Raw genomic sequence first — 17,999 nt, forward strand, 5'->3', positions numbered from 1 at the left:
GGAAGGAGCTCCTCATGCAACACTTTGAACCCGATACCTTAGTCCGAAACCCAGTGGGTAACCCGATTGTCGCCAGCGTCACCGTCAACGCAGATGCACAGCGTGTGTGGAGTGTCGTCGGTGATTTCGCAGGTTTCGCGAAATTTATTCCAGCCTTGTCCCATATTGAAATGACCGGTACCGGTGTGCGCTCAGTGCGCAAGAAGTTCTTCCGGGATGGCAATGTGGTCATCGAGCAACTCAACACCCATGACGATGCACGCATGACCATGACGTGGTCGCTGATCTATACGTCGCTGAACATTGGCAACCTCTGGGCGGTCATGGAGGTAACCCCTCAGGGCACTGACCAGAGCCTTGCGACCTGGACCATCATTGGAGAGCCCTACATGGGGGGCAAGGAAGACGTACCGGAGTTCGAGGCTTTCCTGCAGGGCTTTGCCGATGATGCGATGAACAATGTAAAGGCGTTGTACGCTTGAACGGGCCGGTGAAAACAATACGAGTAGTTTCGGTGTAGCGGTGAGGCACCGCTACTGATAGCTGTTAAGTGGCAAAGAGACCACCTTTCATGGTGGCTCTTTGCTGTTAACTGAAGCTTTCGTACTGCAAATCCATACGATCCTTGCGCCGTTATTTCCCATCTTGTTGCATCAGGGCCTTGCGCAACTTCCCTGGCGACATGCCAAACATGCTCTGAAAGTGCCGAATAAAATGTGGTGCATCCGCGAAGCCACATTCAAAGGCGATCTCGCCGATCTGGCGATCGGAACTCACCAGCAGCCATCTGCCGAACCGGAGTCGGACCTGGCGGTAGAACTGGGCTGGGCTGTTGTTGGTTTCAGCGACAAACAGGCGTTCCAATTGCCGTTTACTGGTGCCGAGCAGATGCGCAATGGCCTCGATGTCCAGCGGCTGGGCCATGTGTTTTTCCATCAACATCACGGCTTCATGCAGCCTACGATTGGATGAACTGGCGTACCCGAGAGCCTTGCGTCGATCGACGAAACTGTTGGACGTGTTCTTCGCCACGGTCATCTGATGCACAACTTTGCCCGCACGATCCGGCCCGCAATGCATGCCGATCAGATGAAGGGCCAGTTCGATAACTGAAACACCGCCAGCGCAGGTGATCCGGTCCCGGTCGATCAGAAAGTCTCTGTTGATGACAAAGCGCAACGTGGGAAACCGGTGCTTCCAGTCATCGCCATGGTAGGCGTGGACACACGCCGTTCGCCCCTCCATCAGCCCATGTCGCGCGAGCACGAAGCTGCCGGTGCACAGGCCGATCAACGGCACCTGTGCGGCTGCGGCCTGGTGGAGGAACGCGGGATAGGTTTTCGGAACCGCCTCGATGGAGTCGAGCAATCCACCAATCACCACGATGTAGTCGAAACGCTCCGGGTCAGCGAGTTCACTGTCGATCGGTACGTCCAGCCCGCTACTGGAGATGACCCTTTGCCCGGGCGTGCCGAGTACTTTCCATTGGCAGCGGATGGGGCGGCTTTGATCACCCGTATCGGCGGCATGCCGCAACGCATCGGTCAGCCCTGACAGCGACAGCAAGGGGAAGCGTGGCCACAACATGATGCCAATGGACAGCTCGGCGGTGCCGCGGCGCATGGGTGGATGACGCGCCTGCCCATGATCGAGCCCGTCCACGAGGCTTTCCTGGGATGCCACAGGCTCGGTGCCGCCAGAATGTCGCAAATGTTCAATCATTTGTGCAAAGCATCCAACAAGTTATAGCGCCGGTCCCACTACGATGGGCCTATGCAAAACGTTCTGCTGCCACCATGAAAACTATCGAGGAGCATCCGATGACGACGTCCAAAGTTCAGCGTTTTTCCGCTATTTGTGCCGGTTTTCTGGTGTCCGTGCTGGCTGCGGCACCGGTGTTCGCATTGGAGACAGTAGAGCCGGGCAGCCTGACCATCGCCTTCAGTGGTGATATGCCAGGAACAGGGTATCAAGATAGTCGGATGGTCGGCTATGACGGTGAAATCCTTCAACAAATTTCCGAAAAACTGGGCCTTAAGGTCAAGCCGGCATTAATGGAGTGGTCAGGGACGATTGCCTCGGTGCAGTCCAAGCGCGTGGATGTCATGGCAGGCACCATGGGCTGGACCGAACAACGCTCGAAAATCATGGCCTTGAGCGACCCTATCCACTATTTCAAGAACGGTATCACCCAGACAGACAAGACCAACTGGGACAGCCTCAAGGATTTGCAAGGCAAGAAAGTCGGCACCATCACCGGTTTTTCGTTCATCCCTGAGATGCGCAAGATCGATGGCCTGCAAGTCGCCCTGTACGACACGTCTGATGCGGCCGTTCGCGATCTGCTCGCCGGACGCATCGATGCGGTGATCGGCGACCCACCGGTCATGCAATACGCCATTTCCCGCAATGAGCAATGGCACCTGCATTTCAACGCCTTCGTCGACAACGATCCGAATTTCCCACTGCTGACTGGCTTGGGTCAGGTGGTGTTCGGCTTCAACAAGGCCAGTCCGGAACTGGTGACGGCGGTCAACGCGCAGATTCAGACGCTCTGGAAAAACTGTGAGATGCGCAAGATCGGTGCTCGCTACGGTTTGACCCAGGATGTCTGGTTCATGCCTGAAGGCAAGGACCTGCGCCTGGGCGTCGATCGCCCCGCGGACTGGACGCTACCCGGCTGCAAATAAGTGTGTGCGGCGATGGGGCGGACTCATGCGGATGCTTCGACTCATCGCGATACCTATAACAAAAAGAGGTTAGCCAAGATGTCGAGCCCGTCTGACAACGCGTTGCTGCGTGTGCACGAATTACACAAGAACTATGGCGATCTGGAAGTGCTCAAGGGCATCAGCCTGGAGTTGAAACCCGGTGAGACCCTGTCGCTGATTGGCCCAAGCGGTTCTGGAAAGTCCACCTGCCTGCGTTGCATCAATTACCTGGAAAAACCGACTAGTGGCGAGATCTGGCTGGGGGACGAACTGATCGGGCAGGTCAAGGACGGTAAGCGTTTACGTCTGATGAGTGACCGGGAGATGGCTGTGCAGCGCCGCGAGATCGCCATGGTGTTCCAGTTGTTCTATCTCTGGCCGCACTTGAACGTGCGCGATAACGTCGCGCTCGGTCCCATCAAGGCCCAGGGCATGCCGCGCAAGCAGGCTTATGAGATGGCCGACGCGATGTTGGAAAAAGTCCATCTGCGACACAAGGCCGAGTCTTATCCCGAGCAATTGTCGGGTGGTCAGCAGCAGCGGGTCGCCATCGCCCGGGCTTTGGCCCAGCAACCGAAAGTGATTCTGTTCGACGAACCGACCTCGGCGTTGGATCCCGAGTTGGTCGGCGAAGTGTTGGCCGTGATTCGCGAGCTGGCGCAAGAGGGCCGCAGCATGATCATGGTCACCCATGAAGTGAGGTTTGCCCGCGATGTGGCGGATCGGGTGATCTTCATGGACGGCGGACGCATTGTCGAACAGGGGCCGTCGGCGCAAGTGATCGACAACCCTTGTCACGAACGTACCCGCAGTTTTCTTGGGCGCATGGCTGTGGAGAGCGCTTGATGGCGAATCTGGAAACTTTCCTCGGGCTGTTGCCCTTGCTGTTCAAAGGCGCAATGAACGCACTGGAAATCGCCCTCTGCACCTTGGTGCTGGCCAGCGCGGGTGGTCTGGTGCTGGCGGTTTTACTGACATTCAGCCGATCGCGACTGGTACACGGCGCCATCGCCTGTTTCATCGAATGGATGCGCAACGTGCCTGCGCTGGCGCACCTGTTTCTGATCTACTTCGGGCTGTCCTATCTGGGAATCAATCTGCCCGCGTGGCTGGCGGCCATCGTCGGTTTGAGCCTGGTAGGCAGCGCAGTGCTGGCCGATACTTTCCGAGCCGGCTTGCAATCGCTGCACGTCGGCCAGCATGAATCCGGGCAGGCCATCGGCCTGCACCGTCTGCAAATCCTGCGCTACATCCTCTTGCCCCAGGCCCTGCGCGTTGCGTTGCCGGCTTATGCCAACTATGTCACGCAATTGATCAAGGACACGTCCATCGCCTCGGCCATTGCCGTGCCGGAAATCATGTTCCTGGCACGCAATCTTGTGACATCCACGTTCCAGACCTCGCTGATTTATCTGGCGGTGATGTGCATTTATGCGGCGATGATCCTGCCCATTGGCGTGGGATTCATCCGACTTGAACGTCATCTGGGGGCGGCGCGATGATCAGTTTTTTCCAGCAATACCCGGAATACTGGAGCGACTGGATCGCGCGCCTGCTACTCGGCGCACGGGTCAGCGCCGAGCTGTCCCTGACAGGCTTCGCCCTGGCGGCGATGTTGGGTGCGTTACTGGCTTGGGCGATGAAGAGTCCCAACGTATTGCTCAAGCGTCTGGCGGTGTTCTTCATCCAGGGGATGCGTGCGGTGCCGCTCCTGGCGTTGCTGCTGGCGCTGTATTTCACCTTGCCCAGCCTCGGGCTGACGCTGTCGGGTTACTGGGCCGGAGCCATCGGTTTGGGCTTGCAGGGCTCGGCCTACGTCGCGGAGATCCTGCGCGGCGGACTGGACTCCTTGCATCGAGGCCAACGTGAGGCGGCCATCGCCACCGGCCTGACGCCAGTGCAAGCCTTCACCGCCGTGATCTTTCCGCAAGCCATTCGCGGCATGTTGCCGCCGTTGCTCAACGCCTACGTGTCGATTCTGAAGGACAGCTCCCTGTGCGCCTTGATCGCCACCGATGAGTTGATGCTGGCGGCTCGGGCCATCGCGTCCGAATCCTTTTTGCCGATGCATATTTTCCTGCTGGTGGGGTTGTTCTATTTCGTCATCGCTTTCCCTCTTTCTCTGTTATCGCGAGTACTGGAAGTACGATTTTCTCGCGGACGCAAAACCATTCGAGGTTGAACACATGAACATCAAGGATCGAACCGCTTCCCACAGCATTGGCCAGTTGCGGCAAGCGCTGGAGTCCGGAGCGCTCACGAGCGAGTCCCTGGTTTGCGCGCAACTGGAGCGGATCGAGCGCTTCAACGGTCAACTCAATGCTTATGTCGAGGCCTATCCCCAGCGCGCGCTCAGTGCCGCCATCGCGGCCGATCGGCAGCGGGCTGCCGGTGTCAACCTGGGGCCATTGCATGGCATTCCGGTTGCGATCAAGGATTTGTTCGAGATCGACGGCAAGGCCATCACCGGTGGTTCGCTGGCGCAGGAGCCGCGTATCTCGCGGCTCACCGCCACGGCAGTGCAGCGGCTGGAGCGCGCCGGGGCGATCATCATGGGCAAGACCCACACCGTTGAATTCGCTTTCGGGGGATGGGGCACGAATGCGGTGATGGGCACGCCGTGGAACCCATGGGACGCCGACGTGCATCGTGCTCCAGGGGGTTCCAGCAGTGGTTCAGCGGTGGCCGTGGCCGGCGGGTTGGCAAGCGCGGCATTGGGCACCGACACCGGCGGCTCGGTGCGGATTCCCGCGGGTATGTGTGGTCTGGTTGGCCTGAAAACCACGCGTGGGTTGATTAGCCGTCACGGTTTGATTGAATTGTGTCCATCGCTGGATTCGGTGGGGCCGATTACCCACACCGTCGAAGACGCCGCGTGGATGCTTGACGCGCTGCTGGGGCCGGACCCGCTGGATCCGGTCTCGGCCAAGTCGCCAGTGTTCAGCGCCGCGGCAGGCTTGAATCTTCCGGTGAGCGGTCTGCGCATCTGGGTGCTGCCACAGACCGAGCGCGTACACATCGCGCCTGGCGTATTGGCAGCCTATGACCAGGGGCTTGAGCAATTGGCCGCACTGGGCATGCATCTGGTCGAACAGCCGCTACCGACTTCGCTGGAGCAGTGCATGCGCGTTGCCGGTGGCCTCATGAGTGCCGAAGGCTACGCCAGCCTTGGTAGCCTGTTCGAACGCGATGATCTGCGCTTCGATCCTCATGTGCAGCGTCGGGTGCTGAGCGGACGCGCCATCGATGCGGCGGCTTATATCCATTTGCACCACCAGCGACGTGTTGCCCGTCAGGCCATGGACGAGGCCATGTCCAATGTCGATGCCTGTGCGTTTCCGACCAACGCCATTGGCAGTGTGCCGTTGAATCAGGTCGATGAGTACGGTACGCCCCTGGCCTTGCTCGGCCGTTTCGCCAACCTGCTCAATCTCTGTTCAGTGGCGCTGCCGGCGGGCTTCGACGAACAACGTATGCCGGTCTCGATGCAGATCGTCGGGCGTGCTTTCGCCGAACCCTTGGTCCTGCGGATCGCCCATGCCTACCAGCAAGTCAGTGATTGGCACCAACGGCGACCTGTGGGTTGGGACCTGTCGGACAGGGTGGTGGCGTAATGGAAATCTGTGTCGTCGGTGCCGGAATCGTTGGCTTGAGCAGTGCCTGGTTTCTACACAAGGCCGGTCATAACGTCACCGTTATCGATCGTGCGGGGGAGCCAGGCATGGGAGCCAGTGCTGCCAATGGAGCGCAATTGAGTTACAGCTATGTGCAACCGTTGGCTGATCCCTCCCTGTTGCCGGGCATTCCGAAGATGCTGTTGGCGCGCAACGGACCGCTGAAATTTTCGCCGCAATGGAGCGTGGAACAATGGCGCTGGTGTGTGGAGTTTCTCGCGGCCTGCCGTACGTCCATTTCGCGTCAGACCACTGTCGAGCTGCTGGAACTGGCACATGAAAGTCGGCTGGCGCTGGACGCCTTCATCAGTCAGGAAAAGGTGCAGTGCGATTTCGCCCGTACCGGAAAACTGGTTCTCTACCCCGATGCTGAAAGCCTGCGCAAGGCCGGCGATCAGGTGAAGTTCCAGGCCGCCCAAGGCGCCAGGCAACAAAAAATCGTCAGCCCCGCCGAAGCCTTGTCGATCGAGCCTGCACTTGAGGGCTATAAGAAGGCGTTCCACGGCGCGATCCATACCGACAGCGAATGCGCGGTCGATGGTCGCAAGCTTTGTCAGGAGCTTGCGAGATTATTGAGCAAGCAGGGTGTGCGTTTTCTGTTCGACAGTGAGGTTGCCGCTTTCCGACGTGAACGCGGGCGCATCACCGCGTTGGAGATTCACCACGCCATCGAAGGCCCAGGTCTTTTAGGGACGCAGGCGGTCGTGCTGGCGGCTGGTGCTTACAGTGCGGAGTTGTTATCAGCGTTCGGTGTGCGCATGCCCGTCTACCCGCTCAAGGGATACAGCATTACGTTGCCAATCACTGATTCGATGAATGCACCGACGGTCAGCGTGACTGACATGCGGCGTAAAACAGTGTTCGCCCGGATCGGTGATCGCTTACGCGTCGCGGGGATGGTCGAGTTGTGTGGGCTGGACGCATCGATTCCCGTTAAGCGTATCGAACAACTGAAAGCCTCGACGCAGGCATTGTTCGGTCCGGGATGGAACGCCGATGATTGTCAGCCCTGGACCGGTTGGCGTCCGGCGACCCCCACCGGGCGGCCGATTCTGGCCGTCAGTGGTTGTGAGAACCTGTACGTCAATTGCGGCCAGGGTGCGCTGGGCATGACCTTGGCATTCGGTAGTGCCCAGCGTCTGGTCCGGTTGATCGACGGCACGGCGCCTTAACGTTCTCAATTCATGGAGTAAACCCGATGGCAACGATTCAACGTTTTCAGAGCAGCGTGCGGATGTCCGGTGTGGTCAGCCATGGCGATCTGCTTTACCTCTCCGGCCAGGTGCCCACTGATCTACAGGTTGGCATCGAAGAGCAGACGCAGCAGGTGCTGGCCAAGATAGAAGCCTTGTTGTCGCTGGCGGGCAGCGACAAGGGCCAGCTTTTGAGCGCACAGATCTGGCTCAAGGATATTGATCGTGATTTCGCTCTGATGAATTCGGTGTGGGACGCCTGGCTGCCAGCGGATAGTGCTCCGGCACGGGCCACTGTTCAGGCACGTTTGGCGCGGCCTGAGGTTTTGGTGGAGATCATGGTTGTAGCAGTGAGATCTGTTTCTGGTGTTTGAGAAGGTTCAGGCGTTCATCACCTGGTTGGCTGCAAACCCGTTGGCTGGTGATGTGACTCCCGGCTGCGGTGGGTTGCGCAAGGTACGCTGGTCTCGGGGGGGGGGGTAAGCGTGGTGGTACGCGGGTTATCTACTACAACGCGCTTCCTGAAGGCCACATCTGGTTGCTGATTGCCTACGCCAAGGCGAAGTTCGACAACCTGCCGACCGCCTTCCTGAATCAATTGAAAGAGGAGATCAGCAATGGATCATGAAATGGAGAACTTTCAGAAAGACTTGTTGGCTTCGGTACGCCAAATGAAAGCTGGCAAGGCGGCACGCACAACCGAGGTGACGCTTTCGGCTGCGGCTGAGGCCAGGGCTAAAGTCGGTGTATCTCAAAGTGCATTTGCTGAGCTTCTGGGTGTCAGCCTGCGTACCTTGCAGGATTGGGAGCAAGGGCGCCGGCGACCTGCCGGTGCGGCACAAACCCTATTAAGGGTTGCAAGCCAGCACCCAGAAGCACTGCGAGACCTTCAAGCCATCTGACGCTGGATTGCTTCGCCAATAGCGACCGTTACCGATCAACGTCTCGGAACGATTTTCCCGCTTCTCTCTCCATGGAGCGCCGGGGTAATCTGAACTGATCGTGTATCTATCTGATTTTGATTAATAAACTGGGTAAGATTTTTTTTATGGAATACGTTATGGGGTACCGCTGAGCGCGCTGTGGTTGTGTAACCAATAATGACTAGGATGGCATGCTCGCAAGAGGGCACCATTATCTCCCAAGGTACGTCGCCCAGAAGGACCCGTTGTCGGCAGCAACCGATCCGTATCTGACGTTTGCCAAAGGTAGAAAACGGCCAAGAGGAGCCATTCGTGAGAATCCGCTCCCGACCCTAAGCGGATAAATCGCTAGAACGGATGTTCGAATCGATTCGCTGAATTTCCGCCTCGCTCATCACTCGCCAATCATTTGGCAAAATACCGTACTCGAACTCAGCGCTTTCCAGTGCCTCATCCAATCCAAGTATCAAGTGGTCGCCTTCAATCTGGAGTTTTCCGTAGTCCTCAAAACGTATTAGCAGATACACCGGGTCATCGTCTTTTACCTCCAGGCCGAAAAGCACGATAGCGGTAACGTCAGGCCGGAAATCACTGACTGTCCTTACATAAGCAAACAGATGGCTTGTGGGCTGGGGCATTGCGTCGGCTGCATTTAATTGGTGATGGGTTACGGCATTCTATATGACCGCTTCTCGTCGGAAGCGGACGCACCCGACCGGTTGATCCACAACCCATTGCAGCCGTTCGAGGCGTCTACGAAACCAGGGGTGATTTAGGCTTCACTTTAGAACTTGGGATAGGAGCTCCGAGATTTGGGTCGATCATCGTCATCAGGATCTGGGTCTTCATTAGGAGCAATCGAATCACCAGAACCAGGTAGCATCGGGCCCGTCTGTCGAGCATTAGGGCCCACAGGTCGAAACCAGCTGCTGAAGGCTAACGCTTCCTCTTGAAGAAAATGCTCAATCCGCCTTTGCTGACCAGGGTTCAAGAACTTCCCGGCAACGCCTCGTCCCAGGGATTGGATTAGTAATTCGAGCTTTCTGGGATCCGGCTCGTCGAAAATTTTCACTCCTTTGGTGCCGTAAATCAGCATCATCAATCCATTGCTCAGCATTGCCTCGGCACGAATCGCAGCGAAAATGCGCGCGAACCGTGTGGTGTGATCGCCACCAGTTGGGATGCTCTTCAACCAGTCCAAAAGTGTCGTATGCTTTGGATAATCTGGATACCTATCAGGAAGCAAAGACGGCACGGAGCGGTTTACCGACCCAAGCGTAAGCGTAGGGAAGTTAGCCGGCTGTGGTTTTCGGTAGTAGGCCAAGGTATCTTCGGTGTTATAAACATAGGCAATTGGAAACCCAGCACTTTCAAATTCCAGATACTCGATCAGTTGTTCGTCGTCGAATGCGATTAGCTCACCGCTAGCGTGCACTTTCGTCTCGGCGAGCAACAGCGTCGAATCATCCAAGGTGGCTAAAAAATCTGCGCAGACCTTCCGCAGGGAGTCACCTTGCTGATTTGCGTAATACTCCAACGCTGAGCAACGGATACTATTGTCTCGGCAGTAGGCTTGGAGAGATGCCACTATAGCCGTCTGGACCTCGTTTTCTCTGGGCGTACGGCCCCTGTTTTTCTTCATTGACCCCTCGGTTTTTTATCCTCATAACCATGAATAGTGAGATAGTGGCCCTGTGCCGTCAACCTGGCGACAACAGGCGTGCGACCAATTCGCGCTCCTGACTCCAGCGCGAGGGACGATTGTGTCCGCAACTCTATGGACAGGTGAACAGGCACGCTTTCACGATAATACGAATACATCAGGAAGCGCTTACCGGACGGGGGAACTTATCCTCCATCAAATCACCGTGCTGACCGATTTCTGGTCACTGTGAGGGTCAGCTTTGGGTCAGCGAGTTGCCCTTCACTACCGGTGGCTCTCCTTTCGAAGTGGTTATCGAACCTCGTCGCATCCCCCGCCAAACTCCTCTTCCTGCCCGGAGCCTCAGGTAACATCCGGTTTTGGCATCCGGTTGCTAAGCGCTTGACCCATCCGGCGCAGTAGGTCCATATCGGCTGGCCCGGCTTTGGAGACACGCCGCCCTTGCCTGGCGTGACTGGCATGGATGATTTGGTAGCTCGCGTGCTGGCCGAGATCGACCGGCCCACAGGGCTGGTGGCACAGTCCATGGGCGGCATAGTCGCTGTGCTTGCAGCGCTTGAACGACCTGAGCTGATCACGCACCTGACGCTGACCGTCGCCTCTGGCGGGGTAGATATGTCTGCTCTGGGCGCGCATGACTGGCGCCCGGATTTTGCTGCCGCCAACCCGACACTGCCGAGTTGGTTTCTCGACGACCGCACGGACCTCACGCTCCGGTTGATTGAGTTGCGCATGCCAGTTCTGCTCCTCTTGGGGAGATTCTGATCCGATCAGCCCCGTTCGCGTCGGCCAGCGCCTTGCTCAACTGTTACCCCGTGCTGAACTACACGTTTTCCCAGGCGCCGATCACAATCTGGGCTTTACTCACGCAGCCGAAGTGGCGAGGTTGATCGAGAGACATCTGGCCTGCTTGTGAGCGGAGCAATTGTTGCCACCGCGTCGGACTGATTGTGCGGCCCCGTGCGTTTCAAGACCTAGCGGACAGACAACCGGAGGCATATCGCTCTAACCTCGCCGGATACTCTGCGCAAACCGCGTAGAGATGAAAAAAATCAAAGCATAGTTAAAACTGCACGAACCAAAATTGAATCTATGACATGTGATTTCGCACCTCGTTGACCACCTGCTATGGGTCGTTTTCTCCCGACTGTGACAGGCAGAATACGGCCAGCAAAAAACACTGGCTACAGGCAGCTATCAGGGGTAGATCCAACCGCTTGATGCGACTGCTTGGTTGAATTATTCGGAATTAATTTAGGGTTGGGATCACTCGTCTACATCATCAAAAATACTACGGCCGATATAAAAGTTTGCACTTTGTTCATCAATCACAATATTTCGCGAAGTAGAGCTATCCACCTCTGTTGGATTTTCTTCAATCCACTCTTGAACCTGCAGGCGCTCTCTTTTGACGACCTTTCTAATACGCCAGCTTTGTGGATATTCTTTCTCTATCGAGGAAAGCAACTGCGTGAAGCGTCTCATGTGCCATTCAGGGTCGTCTTCTGGGTCGCGATTTGCTTGATGTTCAAGACGAACCTCCTCTATGCGCGGCAGCACTTTAATACGGACGCCTTCTCGCAATCTGCTCCGCTCCTTGTCATTTAGCAGTAAACGCAGCTCCGGATCGCTTAGTGCACGAGCATCGTCGCCATTGAGAGCGTATTGGCTAACAGTTTCGATAAAGGACTTACGTGTGTTTTCAGGCAGGAGGCCAAGTTTGAACAGACGAATAGCGAGATCGACCTCGACGGAAAACTCTAAGTATAATGTAGGCTTCGCGATGGACTCCATCAATGCCAGATCCACCGAGAGATACGCTTCCAAAAATTGCTTGCTACACCGTCCGGCCAAGAACCCTAGTAAATGCCTTCGGGCCCCCCAAGTTGACATCCAGTCGGTCTTGTAAGCAGGAGTGGTTTTATGCGCCACAAGGCGTCCAATGAGTAGATCAAATAAGGAGCTTGGAGCTACTACGGCCCCCTCAATCCCCGTGTCTCCACAAGTTATCTGCCGCATCAGCTTTTCAGTGTCACTGCCACGCACATAGATACCTAATAGCTCTGGACTTGCTCGAAGCATCGCAGAGTAAGCATCCCCGATGGTGGGGTGTTTGAAGGTCCAGTAAGACTCTCCGTCTGAGATGACATGCACTGCTAGACTACCGCGCAGGGCTTCGAGTGCTGCTGTGCACGCGCCCAGATCGCTGTTCAATCGCTTCAGGGCCTCCTCCTCAGCAGCTGTCAGTGAAATCGGACTCGACAAGCGCCCATTGGACATATAAATCAAGGCCAATGCCGCTTTACTACCTGTGTCTAGCTCCTTACAGATGTCTATGAGCAATTGCTCGCGCTTGTCGACAAACGTCGCCAAGCTCCACTCGGACAAGTAAAGATTCTTAGTAAAGAAAGGATCTGCCAGCCTCCTGGCAATTTCCGGAATGAACCTGTCGTGTTGCGCAACTGATTCCAGATGTGGCTTCACAGCAGAACGAAACTCTCGAGGTTGCCCTCCTAGCTTCATGTGGTTGTAGAGAATCTGTCGCCGTTCATCTCCCGTTAGATCATGGACATCAATTACAACCTGGCTTTCTTGAAATAAGGGAAAGGCACCTTCCTTCAAATCCTGCCGCGCTCGGTTATAGATGTAGTCGCGTGACGTCATGACCACGCGATTTCCCTGGCGGAGTATCGTCTTCACCTCGTTCAGGATGTGGTTCCAATCGGAGACAAGGTTTCGTTCGTATTGAGTCACTCCGAAGGCGTCGTCGATCCAGAAAAGCTGGGACTTTTCATGTGGATTCCAATGGTCCACGACGGACCTTGGAGTCGCCAGCTTAACCACAGACGCGCCCCACTGGTCAGCTGATGACATAGCAAGTAATGAGGCTATAGTTGTCTTCCCTGATGCTGGCTCGCCGATGAGAAGTACGAAACCGTGTATATCGAGTGCTCTAGCTGCCTTCCGATAGGACTCGGTCAGAACAATTTTGGCTAACTCTTCGCGCATGGATTCGAGAACAGCTGTGGCTTGAGCATATGCCCGCTCATCTAAAATTTGGCTTAAGTCTCCGAGCCCGTAAACCCGTGGGACCATCATTCTTAGATGCTTGCTTTCGCGAATTTGATCCTCAAGCCAAGTCACACCACATATCAGAATGTCCTTGACACCAATCTCTTTAAATCTCTCCTTGAGTTTTAATTCAGTCTCCCCGGAAATGCCTGCATTTGTCATCAATACATAGACGTCGCACTCACCCCTTTCGACTAATCGTTTGACCTTACTGATTTCTTCTTCGATATCTGATGGCGTAAAAGTGTGTCCGACGCGGCTAGTGAACTTACATTGAATGACAAATTGACCCGATAATAACTCATTATTCTTGGGGTTCCAGGCTCCTGAAAATGCGCCATCTCGTCCGCCGTCATTCGTATCTAGAAATGATACGACAGTTTGGCCGAGAACTTCCCGTGACACGGACAAGCATAATTGCTGAAAGCTGTGCCAGCCCAACGTGTGGAGATTGAACATGAGAACCTCAGACTTTAAGTCGTAAACCCAATTAATTATAGCGCTGTCTGTATCGGGCGCAGGGGCTGAGTATTGGAGGCTAAGATATATTCGCATGCTCCGCCGGAAATTTAGCAGCTTGGAGCCAAAAAATTTCAAAGCGATACTTGAGCAACGGCCTATCTCAATGGCCCTTTTGGCCGATTGCTGTCCTTCGAGAGAGGCCGCTATCGACCCAAAGCAACCTGTGCCACTTAAGCTAGAAAGGCCGCACCAAACAAAAAATTAAATCAGACATAGCGACGGTCAAAACCAAGCCGTCACTATGCGGCCGTTTGCGAATGATCCGCGATCAATTATGCAGTGGCCGTCCTAGCTGAACCTAGTGCAGGTGCTGTGCCGTTACCCCAGCTTATTGGAATCATAATTACTATATTTGACGCCATAAGTTTATCGTTTAGCGCTTCCAAACAAGATAAGTAGTCGTGGAAAGCCGAGGGCGTATTTTCATTTGGAGCACTGAATGCAATCGTCATCATTGCTGCACCAGGGTCACCTGGGATCGGGAAAGACCTGCGCGCTTGACTGCATAAGCCGATAAAATTATGAGTGCTCATTTTATCGCAAAGCTCAATTGCATCCTGATCAATAAACATAATGTATTTTTCGGAAAATTTATTGATGCTTGCAGTTAGCTGGATAAAAGCATCAGTCACATAGTTAAGCCAGTCAATACTAGGAAAAACAGGAGCCTCATGGCGAGAGTTGATAAATCGAGTTTCAGCTGCCCGCGCCATCTCGGTAATTCTTGAGAAAGGCATCTCGCCATCTTCCTGTGGATGTTTCGCCGTTGCCTTAACAATATTGAACAATACGCTTCCAATTTGGTGAAGAGCTGGGCGCAAGGAGTACAAGCTTGTAGTTGAAAGTTTAAGTCTTGCTTGTTCGTTATTCGCCGAAAGACTTATGTCGACAGCAACAATTACAACTAGTGCAGACAAAAAGCAGGTGCCCAGGCTAAGCGCAAAGTTTCTAGTGTCTCCACTGGAGAATGCATAGAGGACTGCACAAAGGATTGTAGCAATCAATATTGCAGTTAACGGCTTCCAAGTTCTAGCAATCTGTCTCAGTAGCATTTGTTTTTCTCGTATGATTCCGTCGCTGATATGCATTCTATTTTGCCAAAATAGAGGTTTGTTCTACAAAAGAAAGTGCATTAAAAGAACTTCCGGCGGGCGCATGGGCTTCCCTTCGCGCGATGGCACGCAGGGCAGGACATGAAGCCGGTACGTCTGCACTCGCAAGTGAAGAAGATGGATAAATCCCCTTGCCTGAATACCTGCTTATGGCCGAAAGGGGACGATTCCGTCTTTGTGCTTGTTGGATGGGCCCGTCGCAACCCGAGCCCAACAAACGTGCTTCCAACCGGTAATTTCAGCTTTGTGCCGCAAGTCGTTCCGATTGCTGGATTGCGGGTTTTGGTAATGCCATGCGCAGGCTTTCGCGATACTGTTCCGCCGGTGCTTCGTGGGTAACCTCGACAACAGAATCGTAATTTTCTCGAATGACCGACTCAATCTCAGCAATGTCCGCGCGGAAGAACTCCTTGCGCCCGTTAACCTTGTTGAGACGACCTACGGCAAAGCGTTCGTGCAGTTTTGCTTCCAATGCGGGAGCGTTATTCGAGAAGACCATCGCATGCACGTCAAACCAAAACGGTACCGACGCATCACCCAGCTCATCAACTCGATCCATGGGCTCCAAGCGGCGTGTCATACCGATCTTGTAAATCCCTTCTCCGAATGCCCCTAGGTTGGAGATCACGTACACATAGCCGGCCTTGGCATTCTGTTCGCGATAGTCAATGAGCTTTTCTTCGCTCTCTAGCTCGGCTCGGCCCGCTTCGACCTCGGCTAGCTTCGCCAGTAAGGCGGCACGCTCTTCTTCAGATCCTACTTTGTCCAGGCGAGCCTGGAGGTCGCGCATGGCGGTCGTAAAGTGTTTGCGCTCCTTGGCTATCTTCTCCCGGGCTGCGCGAATCTCCTGCTCCAGCTTCTGTTGTTCTCGCAACTCTTCTCGGGCGCGCTTCGCTTCTTCCTTTTCCTCTTGCTTCTTGATCTGAAACTCTTGGGCAAGGTGCAGTTCATCGAGCTTGAGGCTCAAATAAGCGCGCGATATCTCTACGCTCATAATCTTGCCAAGGCGGTTGCAGGTTTCGAACGATTTGAGAATTCGTTTCTCGCCCAGTTCGACGTTGTCAAATTTAACGTTGTCCACACAGACATCGGCTTCGTTGTTGAACGAGCGAATCACCAGCTTGATCATGTCGTTAACGAGCTTCCGACCTTGAGCCTTGCTGTCGTTGACCGTCCAGTCCATGTTCCCGGTCGCTGCCTCCCCGCCCTTAATCATCGCTTTCTGACGCTCGCGGACACTTTCCAGTCGGGACTTGTATTCTTGGCTGGTGGTTAGCTTGAACTTGGGTTCATAGAGCGCAAAGCTTTCCAGCAGTAACGTCTCCTCCCATACGAGTATCTGCCCCTGCAAATCAGAGGAGCGTTGCGCTAGCGCAGCCACCTCCTGCTCAGCGCTCAGAGCTTCTTGGCGGACGGCAGTAAGCCTCTCTTTCTCTTGCTCGATTAGCTTCTGAACCTCCAAGACGTCCATGGCGCCGATCTTCGTAGTGAGCGCTTGGAGCTGCGCATATTGCGTTTGGAGATCCGCAAGCTGGGCTTCCAAATCATCCGCGCGTTGCCGGTGGGCGGGGCCTTTCCAATAGTCGCTAAGGGACACGGGTTCCTTCCTCGTTTTTGAATCAAATGGTCGTTCAGTTCCAAACCAACGCAGCCGCCTTTACAGCGCAAAGCGTGAAGGCCGGCTGCGCAGTGATTCAATCGCTTTCAGCGTTGATATGCATCAGGTCGGGGTGGGGCTCGTCAGGAAGGAAGGCGAAAATGCAGAGACTTCTTTCCTTGTGTGGTGAGCCATTATTAGGCCATCCATGGCTAGAATGAGCTGAAACAGCCATTCGTGCAAATCGTTGATGTGCTTGGGGTTGACAACCTTCCATGATGGAATGCGCGACGCAGCAAGCAAGTTTTCAGGTTGACTCCCGGCCGGGAACGTTTGCTAAGCCAAAATTACTCAACGACAGGAGAAGCTCTTAAAGAGTTGGTAGATAACGTATGGGGTGCGGATGCAGAAGAGATGGTACGTGCATTAAAAAAGGCAGTGTCCACTCAAAGGCTTAGACTTGGCGGCTCTGATTTTCAGGTCTGAAAGGCGTGTGGTTCGGGCTCCCATGGGTACTCCAACGCTGTTTGTGTATTCCAAAATTTACCAGTCACGGGCTTGGAATACGCCTTGGAATACATTTCAAAATGGATCTGCCTGAAGCGCTGTGGAGCTCAATGGCCCTGAAACCCCCGTATTTACTGGATTCCAGGCACAAAAAAAGACGTCCATGGACGTCTTTAGATGATGAAGTGGTGGAGCCGGGGGGATTTGAACCCCCGTCCGCCAGTACTCCGCTGTCGGTACTACATGCGTAGCCGTGTCTATTAAGTTAACCCTCAGCGACCCGACGGGCAGGGTGCTTTGGGCGAGTTGTGTAAGTTTTAGCCGCTTCGTCCACAACGTACTGCACGGCGATTCTGTTCTATATGACAATCACTTTGGGTTTACAGACATCCCCTAATGATTGCTGGACCCGAAGGTACCAGAAGCTCAGGATCTAAGGCTGCTTACGCAGCGATAGCGAATTCCTGGCCGTAGTTTTCGTCATTGGCAACTATAGAAGTTGCAACAGTGGATTTACGAGTTCTGTTACCAACTCGGCATGCACCTAAAGTTTCGCAACCGGCGTCGAATCCTAAACGGCCCCGAACCTGTCACTCCGTGGAGCTGGAGGAGTGGCAGGCATTTGCAGTGTACGCCAATCCGCGTCTGAGGCCAACCCGAAGGTTGGCCTGGTCTTGATTACTGCGCTGGCTCGTTACTCAGTTTGTCCACGCGGGCGAGTGCTTGGGTGGCTGCAGCGATGCATTTTTTCTCATCACCGGCAGCATTGGCGGCTTCGGCGTCGCCCTGCAGGCGCTTGATCTCCATGGTGGTGTTTTCGGAGGTCGCAGGCAGCGTAGTTACTTTATCCTTCAATTCCTGGAGCTTGACTGTGCAGAGGTTGTTGTCCGCGGCAAACACCGGAGAGGCCAACATCGCAGCGGAAATGAACAAGCCAGCAAGTGCGGTGCGCTTCATGTGTATCTCCTTGAACGTTTGGTCTCGGTGCCGCTGGACAGTCGCGGCCGGGCCGAGTCGGTGGATGG

General features: G+C 54.9%; 17 protein-coding genes, 1 other RNA gene and 1 pseudogene. 11 read left to right on the plus strand and 8 right to left on the minus strand.

All coding sequences use genetic code 11. The annotated features are described in order from the left end of the window. Positions 1-14: 14 nt before the first annotated feature. Complete coding sequence (locus ASC85_RS19055) at positions 15-482, plus strand: SRPBCC family protein (RefSeq protein WP_057450906.1); 468 nt, start codon at positions 15-17, stop codon at positions 480-482. A gap of 151 nt (positions 483-633) precedes the next feature. Here ASC85_RS19055 and ASC85_RS19060 read toward each other — a convergent pair whose 3' ends face one another. After that, entirely contained in the window at positions 634-1,722 is a 1,089-nt protein-coding gene (locus tag ASC85_RS19060) for a GlxA family transcriptional regulator (protein WP_057450907.1), read from the minus strand. A gap of 98 nt (positions 1,723-1,820) precedes the next feature. Between ASC85_RS19060 and ASC85_RS19065 the strand changes: the two genes are divergently transcribed. The 9 genes and pseudogenes from ASC85_RS19065 (at position 1,821) to ASC85_RS19105 (ending at position 8,480) form a co-directional block, all read left to right on the plus strand. After that, a complete protein-coding gene (locus tag ASC85_RS19065) occupies positions 1,821-2,690 on the plus strand; it encodes an ABC transporter substrate-binding protein (RefSeq protein WP_057450908.1) in 870 nt (289 codons plus the stop codon). 78 nt (positions 2,691-2,768) lie between these two features. Then, positions 2,769-3,557, plus strand: coding sequence for an amino acid ABC transporter ATP-binding protein (locus ASC85_RS19070; protein WP_057450909.1), 789 nt, complete (start codon positions 2,769-2,771; stop codon positions 3,555-3,557). After that, positions 3,557-4,213: an amino acid ABC transporter permease gene (locus ASC85_RS19075; protein ID WP_057450910.1), complete on the plus strand. Its 657-nt coding sequence runs from the start codon at positions 3,557-3,559 to the stop codon at positions 4,211-4,213. The genes ASC85_RS19070 and ASC85_RS19075 overlap by 1 nt, the downstream gene beginning before the upstream one ends. Beyond that, a complete protein-coding gene (locus ASC85_RS19080) occupies positions 4,210-4,893 on the plus strand; it encodes an amino acid ABC transporter permease (protein WP_057450911.1) in 684 nt (227 codons plus the stop codon). Before ASC85_RS19075 ends, ASC85_RS19080 begins: the two co-directional genes overlap by 4 nt. Positions 4,894-4,897: 4 nt before the next feature. Then, a complete protein-coding gene (locus tag ASC85_RS19085; protein WP_057450912.1) occupies positions 4,898-6,325 on the plus strand; it encodes an amidase in 1,428 nt (475 codons plus the stop codon). After that, positions 6,325-7,557 carry a D-amino acid dehydrogenase gene (locus ASC85_RS19090; protein ID WP_057450913.1) on the plus strand — a complete coding sequence of 411 codons (1,233 nt, stop codon included), beginning with the start codon at positions 6,325-6,327 and terminating at the stop codon, positions 7,555-7,557. The genes ASC85_RS19085 and ASC85_RS19090 overlap by 1 nt, the downstream gene beginning before the upstream one ends. Before the next feature lie 26 nt (positions 7,558-7,583). Further along, the gene (locus ASC85_RS19095; RefSeq protein ID WP_057450914.1) at positions 7,584-7,952 is read left to right on the plus strand and encodes a RidA family protein; all 369 of its coding nucleotides are present in this window, start codon (positions 7,584-7,586) and stop codon (positions 7,950-7,952) included. Then, positions 7,936-8,206, plus strand: a pseudogene (locus ASC85_RS33555) (transcriptional regulator). Before ASC85_RS19095 ends, ASC85_RS33555 begins: the two are co-directional and overlap by 17 nt. Next, positions 8,196-8,480, plus strand: coding sequence for a helix-turn-helix domain-containing protein (locus tag ASC85_RS19105; protein ID WP_053178128.1), 285 nt, complete (start codon positions 8,196-8,198; stop codon positions 8,478-8,480). The pseudogene ASC85_RS33555 and the gene ASC85_RS19105 overlap by 11 nt, the downstream one beginning before the upstream one ends. Positions 8,481-8,833: 353 nt before the next feature. On the opposite strand, the gene ASC85_RS19110 is transcribed toward ASC85_RS19105, so the two are convergent. Continuing rightward, a complete protein-coding gene (locus ASC85_RS19110; protein ID WP_057450916.1) occupies positions 8,834-9,139 on the minus strand; it encodes a hypothetical protein in 306 nt (101 codons plus the stop codon). Between the two features lie 146 nt (positions 9,140-9,285). Beyond that, positions 9,286-10,143: a hypothetical protein gene (locus ASC85_RS19115; protein WP_057450917.1), complete on the minus strand. Its 858-nt coding sequence runs from the start codon at positions 10,141-10,143 to the stop codon at positions 9,286-9,288. A gap of 480 nt (positions 10,144-10,623) precedes the next feature. Between ASC85_RS19115 and ASC85_RS33210 the strand changes: the two genes are divergently transcribed. Continuing rightward, positions 10,624-10,929 carry an alpha/beta fold hydrolase gene (locus tag ASC85_RS33210; protein ID WP_236712377.1) on the plus strand — a complete coding sequence of 102 codons (306 nt, stop codon included), beginning with the start codon at positions 10,624-10,626 and terminating at the stop codon, positions 10,927-10,929. A gap of 501 nt (positions 10,930-11,430) precedes the next feature. On the opposite strand, the gene ASC85_RS19125 is transcribed toward ASC85_RS33210, so the two are convergent. The 5 genes from ASC85_RS19125 to ASC85_RS19135 form a co-directional block, all read right to left on the minus strand. Then, positions 11,431-13,695: a hypothetical protein gene (locus ASC85_RS19125; RefSeq protein ID WP_057450954.1), complete on the minus strand. Its 2,265-nt coding sequence runs from the start codon at positions 13,693-13,695 to the stop codon at positions 11,431-11,433. A gap of 335 nt (positions 13,696-14,030) precedes the next feature. Then, entirely contained in the window at positions 14,031-14,846 is an 816-nt protein-coding gene (locus tag ASC85_RS32180; protein ID WP_156395659.1) for a hypothetical protein, read from the minus strand. A 262-nt stretch (positions 14,847-15,108) separates the two neighbouring features. Then, on the minus strand, positions 15,109-16,467 hold the full coding sequence (locus tag ASC85_RS19130) for a DUF4041 domain-containing protein (RefSeq protein WP_057450918.1): 1,359 nt from the start codon (positions 16,465-16,467) through the stop codon (positions 15,109-15,111). Between the two features lie 693 nt (positions 16,468-17,160). Then, positions 17,161-17,557: a transfer-messenger RNA gene (gene ssrA / locus ASC85_RS31385) on the minus strand. Positions 17,558-17,652: 95 nt separating this feature from the next. Continuing rightward, a complete protein-coding gene (locus tag ASC85_RS19135) occupies positions 17,653-17,931 on the minus strand; it encodes a hypothetical protein (RefSeq protein WP_057450919.1) in 279 nt (92 codons plus the stop codon). Positions 17,932-17,999: the final 68 nt, after the last annotated feature.

Origin of the sequence: Pseudomonas sp. Root401 (genome assembly GCF_001425105.1) — a bacterium.
GTDB lineage: Bacteria > Pseudomonadota > Gammaproteobacteria > Pseudomonadales > Pseudomonadaceae > Aquipseudomonas > Aquipseudomonas brassicacearum.

Coding starts and splice junctions, on each gene's coding strand:
- ASC85_RS19060 (WP_057450907.1), bottom strand. CDS start 1,722: ATGATTGAACATTTGCGACATTCTGGCGGCACCGAGCCTGTGGCATCC.
- ASC85_RS32180 (WP_156395659.1), bottom strand. CDS start 14,846: ATGCATATCAGCGACGGAATCATACGAGAAAAACAAATGCTACTGAGA.
- ASC85_RS19105 (WP_053178128.1), top strand. CDS start 8,196: ATGGATCATGAAATGGAGAACTTTCAGAAAGACTTGTTGGCTTCGGTA.
- ASC85_RS19055 (WP_057450906.1), top strand. CDS start 15: ATGCAACACTTTGAACCCGATACCTTAGTCCGAAACCCAGTGGGTAAC.
- ASC85_RS19085 (WP_057450912.1), top strand. CDS start 4,898: ATGAACATCAAGGATCGAACCGCTTCCCACAGCATTGGCCAGTTGCGG.
- ASC85_RS19090 (WP_057450913.1), top strand. CDS start 6,325: ATGGAAATCTGTGTCGTCGGTGCCGGAATCGTTGGCTTGAGCAGTGCC.
- ASC85_RS19125 (WP_057450954.1), bottom strand. CDS start 13,695: ATGTTCAATCTCCACACGTTGGGCTGGCACAGCTTTCAGCAATTATGC.
- ASC85_RS19065 (WP_057450908.1), top strand. CDS start 1,821: ATGACGACGTCCAAAGTTCAGCGTTTTTCCGCTATTTGTGCCGGTTTT.
- ASC85_RS19080 (WP_057450911.1), top strand. CDS start 4,210: ATGATCAGTTTTTTCCAGCAATACCCGGAATACTGGAGCGACTGGATC.
- ASC85_RS19110 (WP_057450916.1), bottom strand. CDS start 9,139: ATGCCCCAGCCCACAAGCCATCTGTTTGCTTATGTAAGGACAGTCAGT.
- ASC85_RS19115 (WP_057450917.1), bottom strand. CDS start 10,143: ATGAAGAAAAACAGGGGCCGTACGCCCAGAGAAAACGAGGTCCAGACG.
- ASC85_RS19075 (WP_057450910.1), top strand. CDS start 3,557: ATGGCGAATCTGGAAACTTTCCTCGGGCTGTTGCCCTTGCTGTTCAAA.
- ASC85_RS19095 (WP_057450914.1), top strand. CDS start 7,584: ATGGCAACGATTCAACGTTTTCAGAGCAGCGTGCGGATGTCCGGTGTG.
- ASC85_RS19135 (WP_057450919.1), bottom strand. CDS start 17,931: ATGAAGCGCACCGCACTTGCTGGCTTGTTCATTTCCGCTGCGATGTTG.
- ASC85_RS19070 (WP_057450909.1), top strand. CDS start 2,769: ATGTCGAGCCCGTCTGACAACGCGTTGCTGCGTGTGCACGAATTACAC.
- ASC85_RS33210 (WP_236712377.1), top strand. CDS start 10,624: ATGGATGATTTGGTAGCTCGCGTGCTGGCCGAGATCGACCGGCCCACA.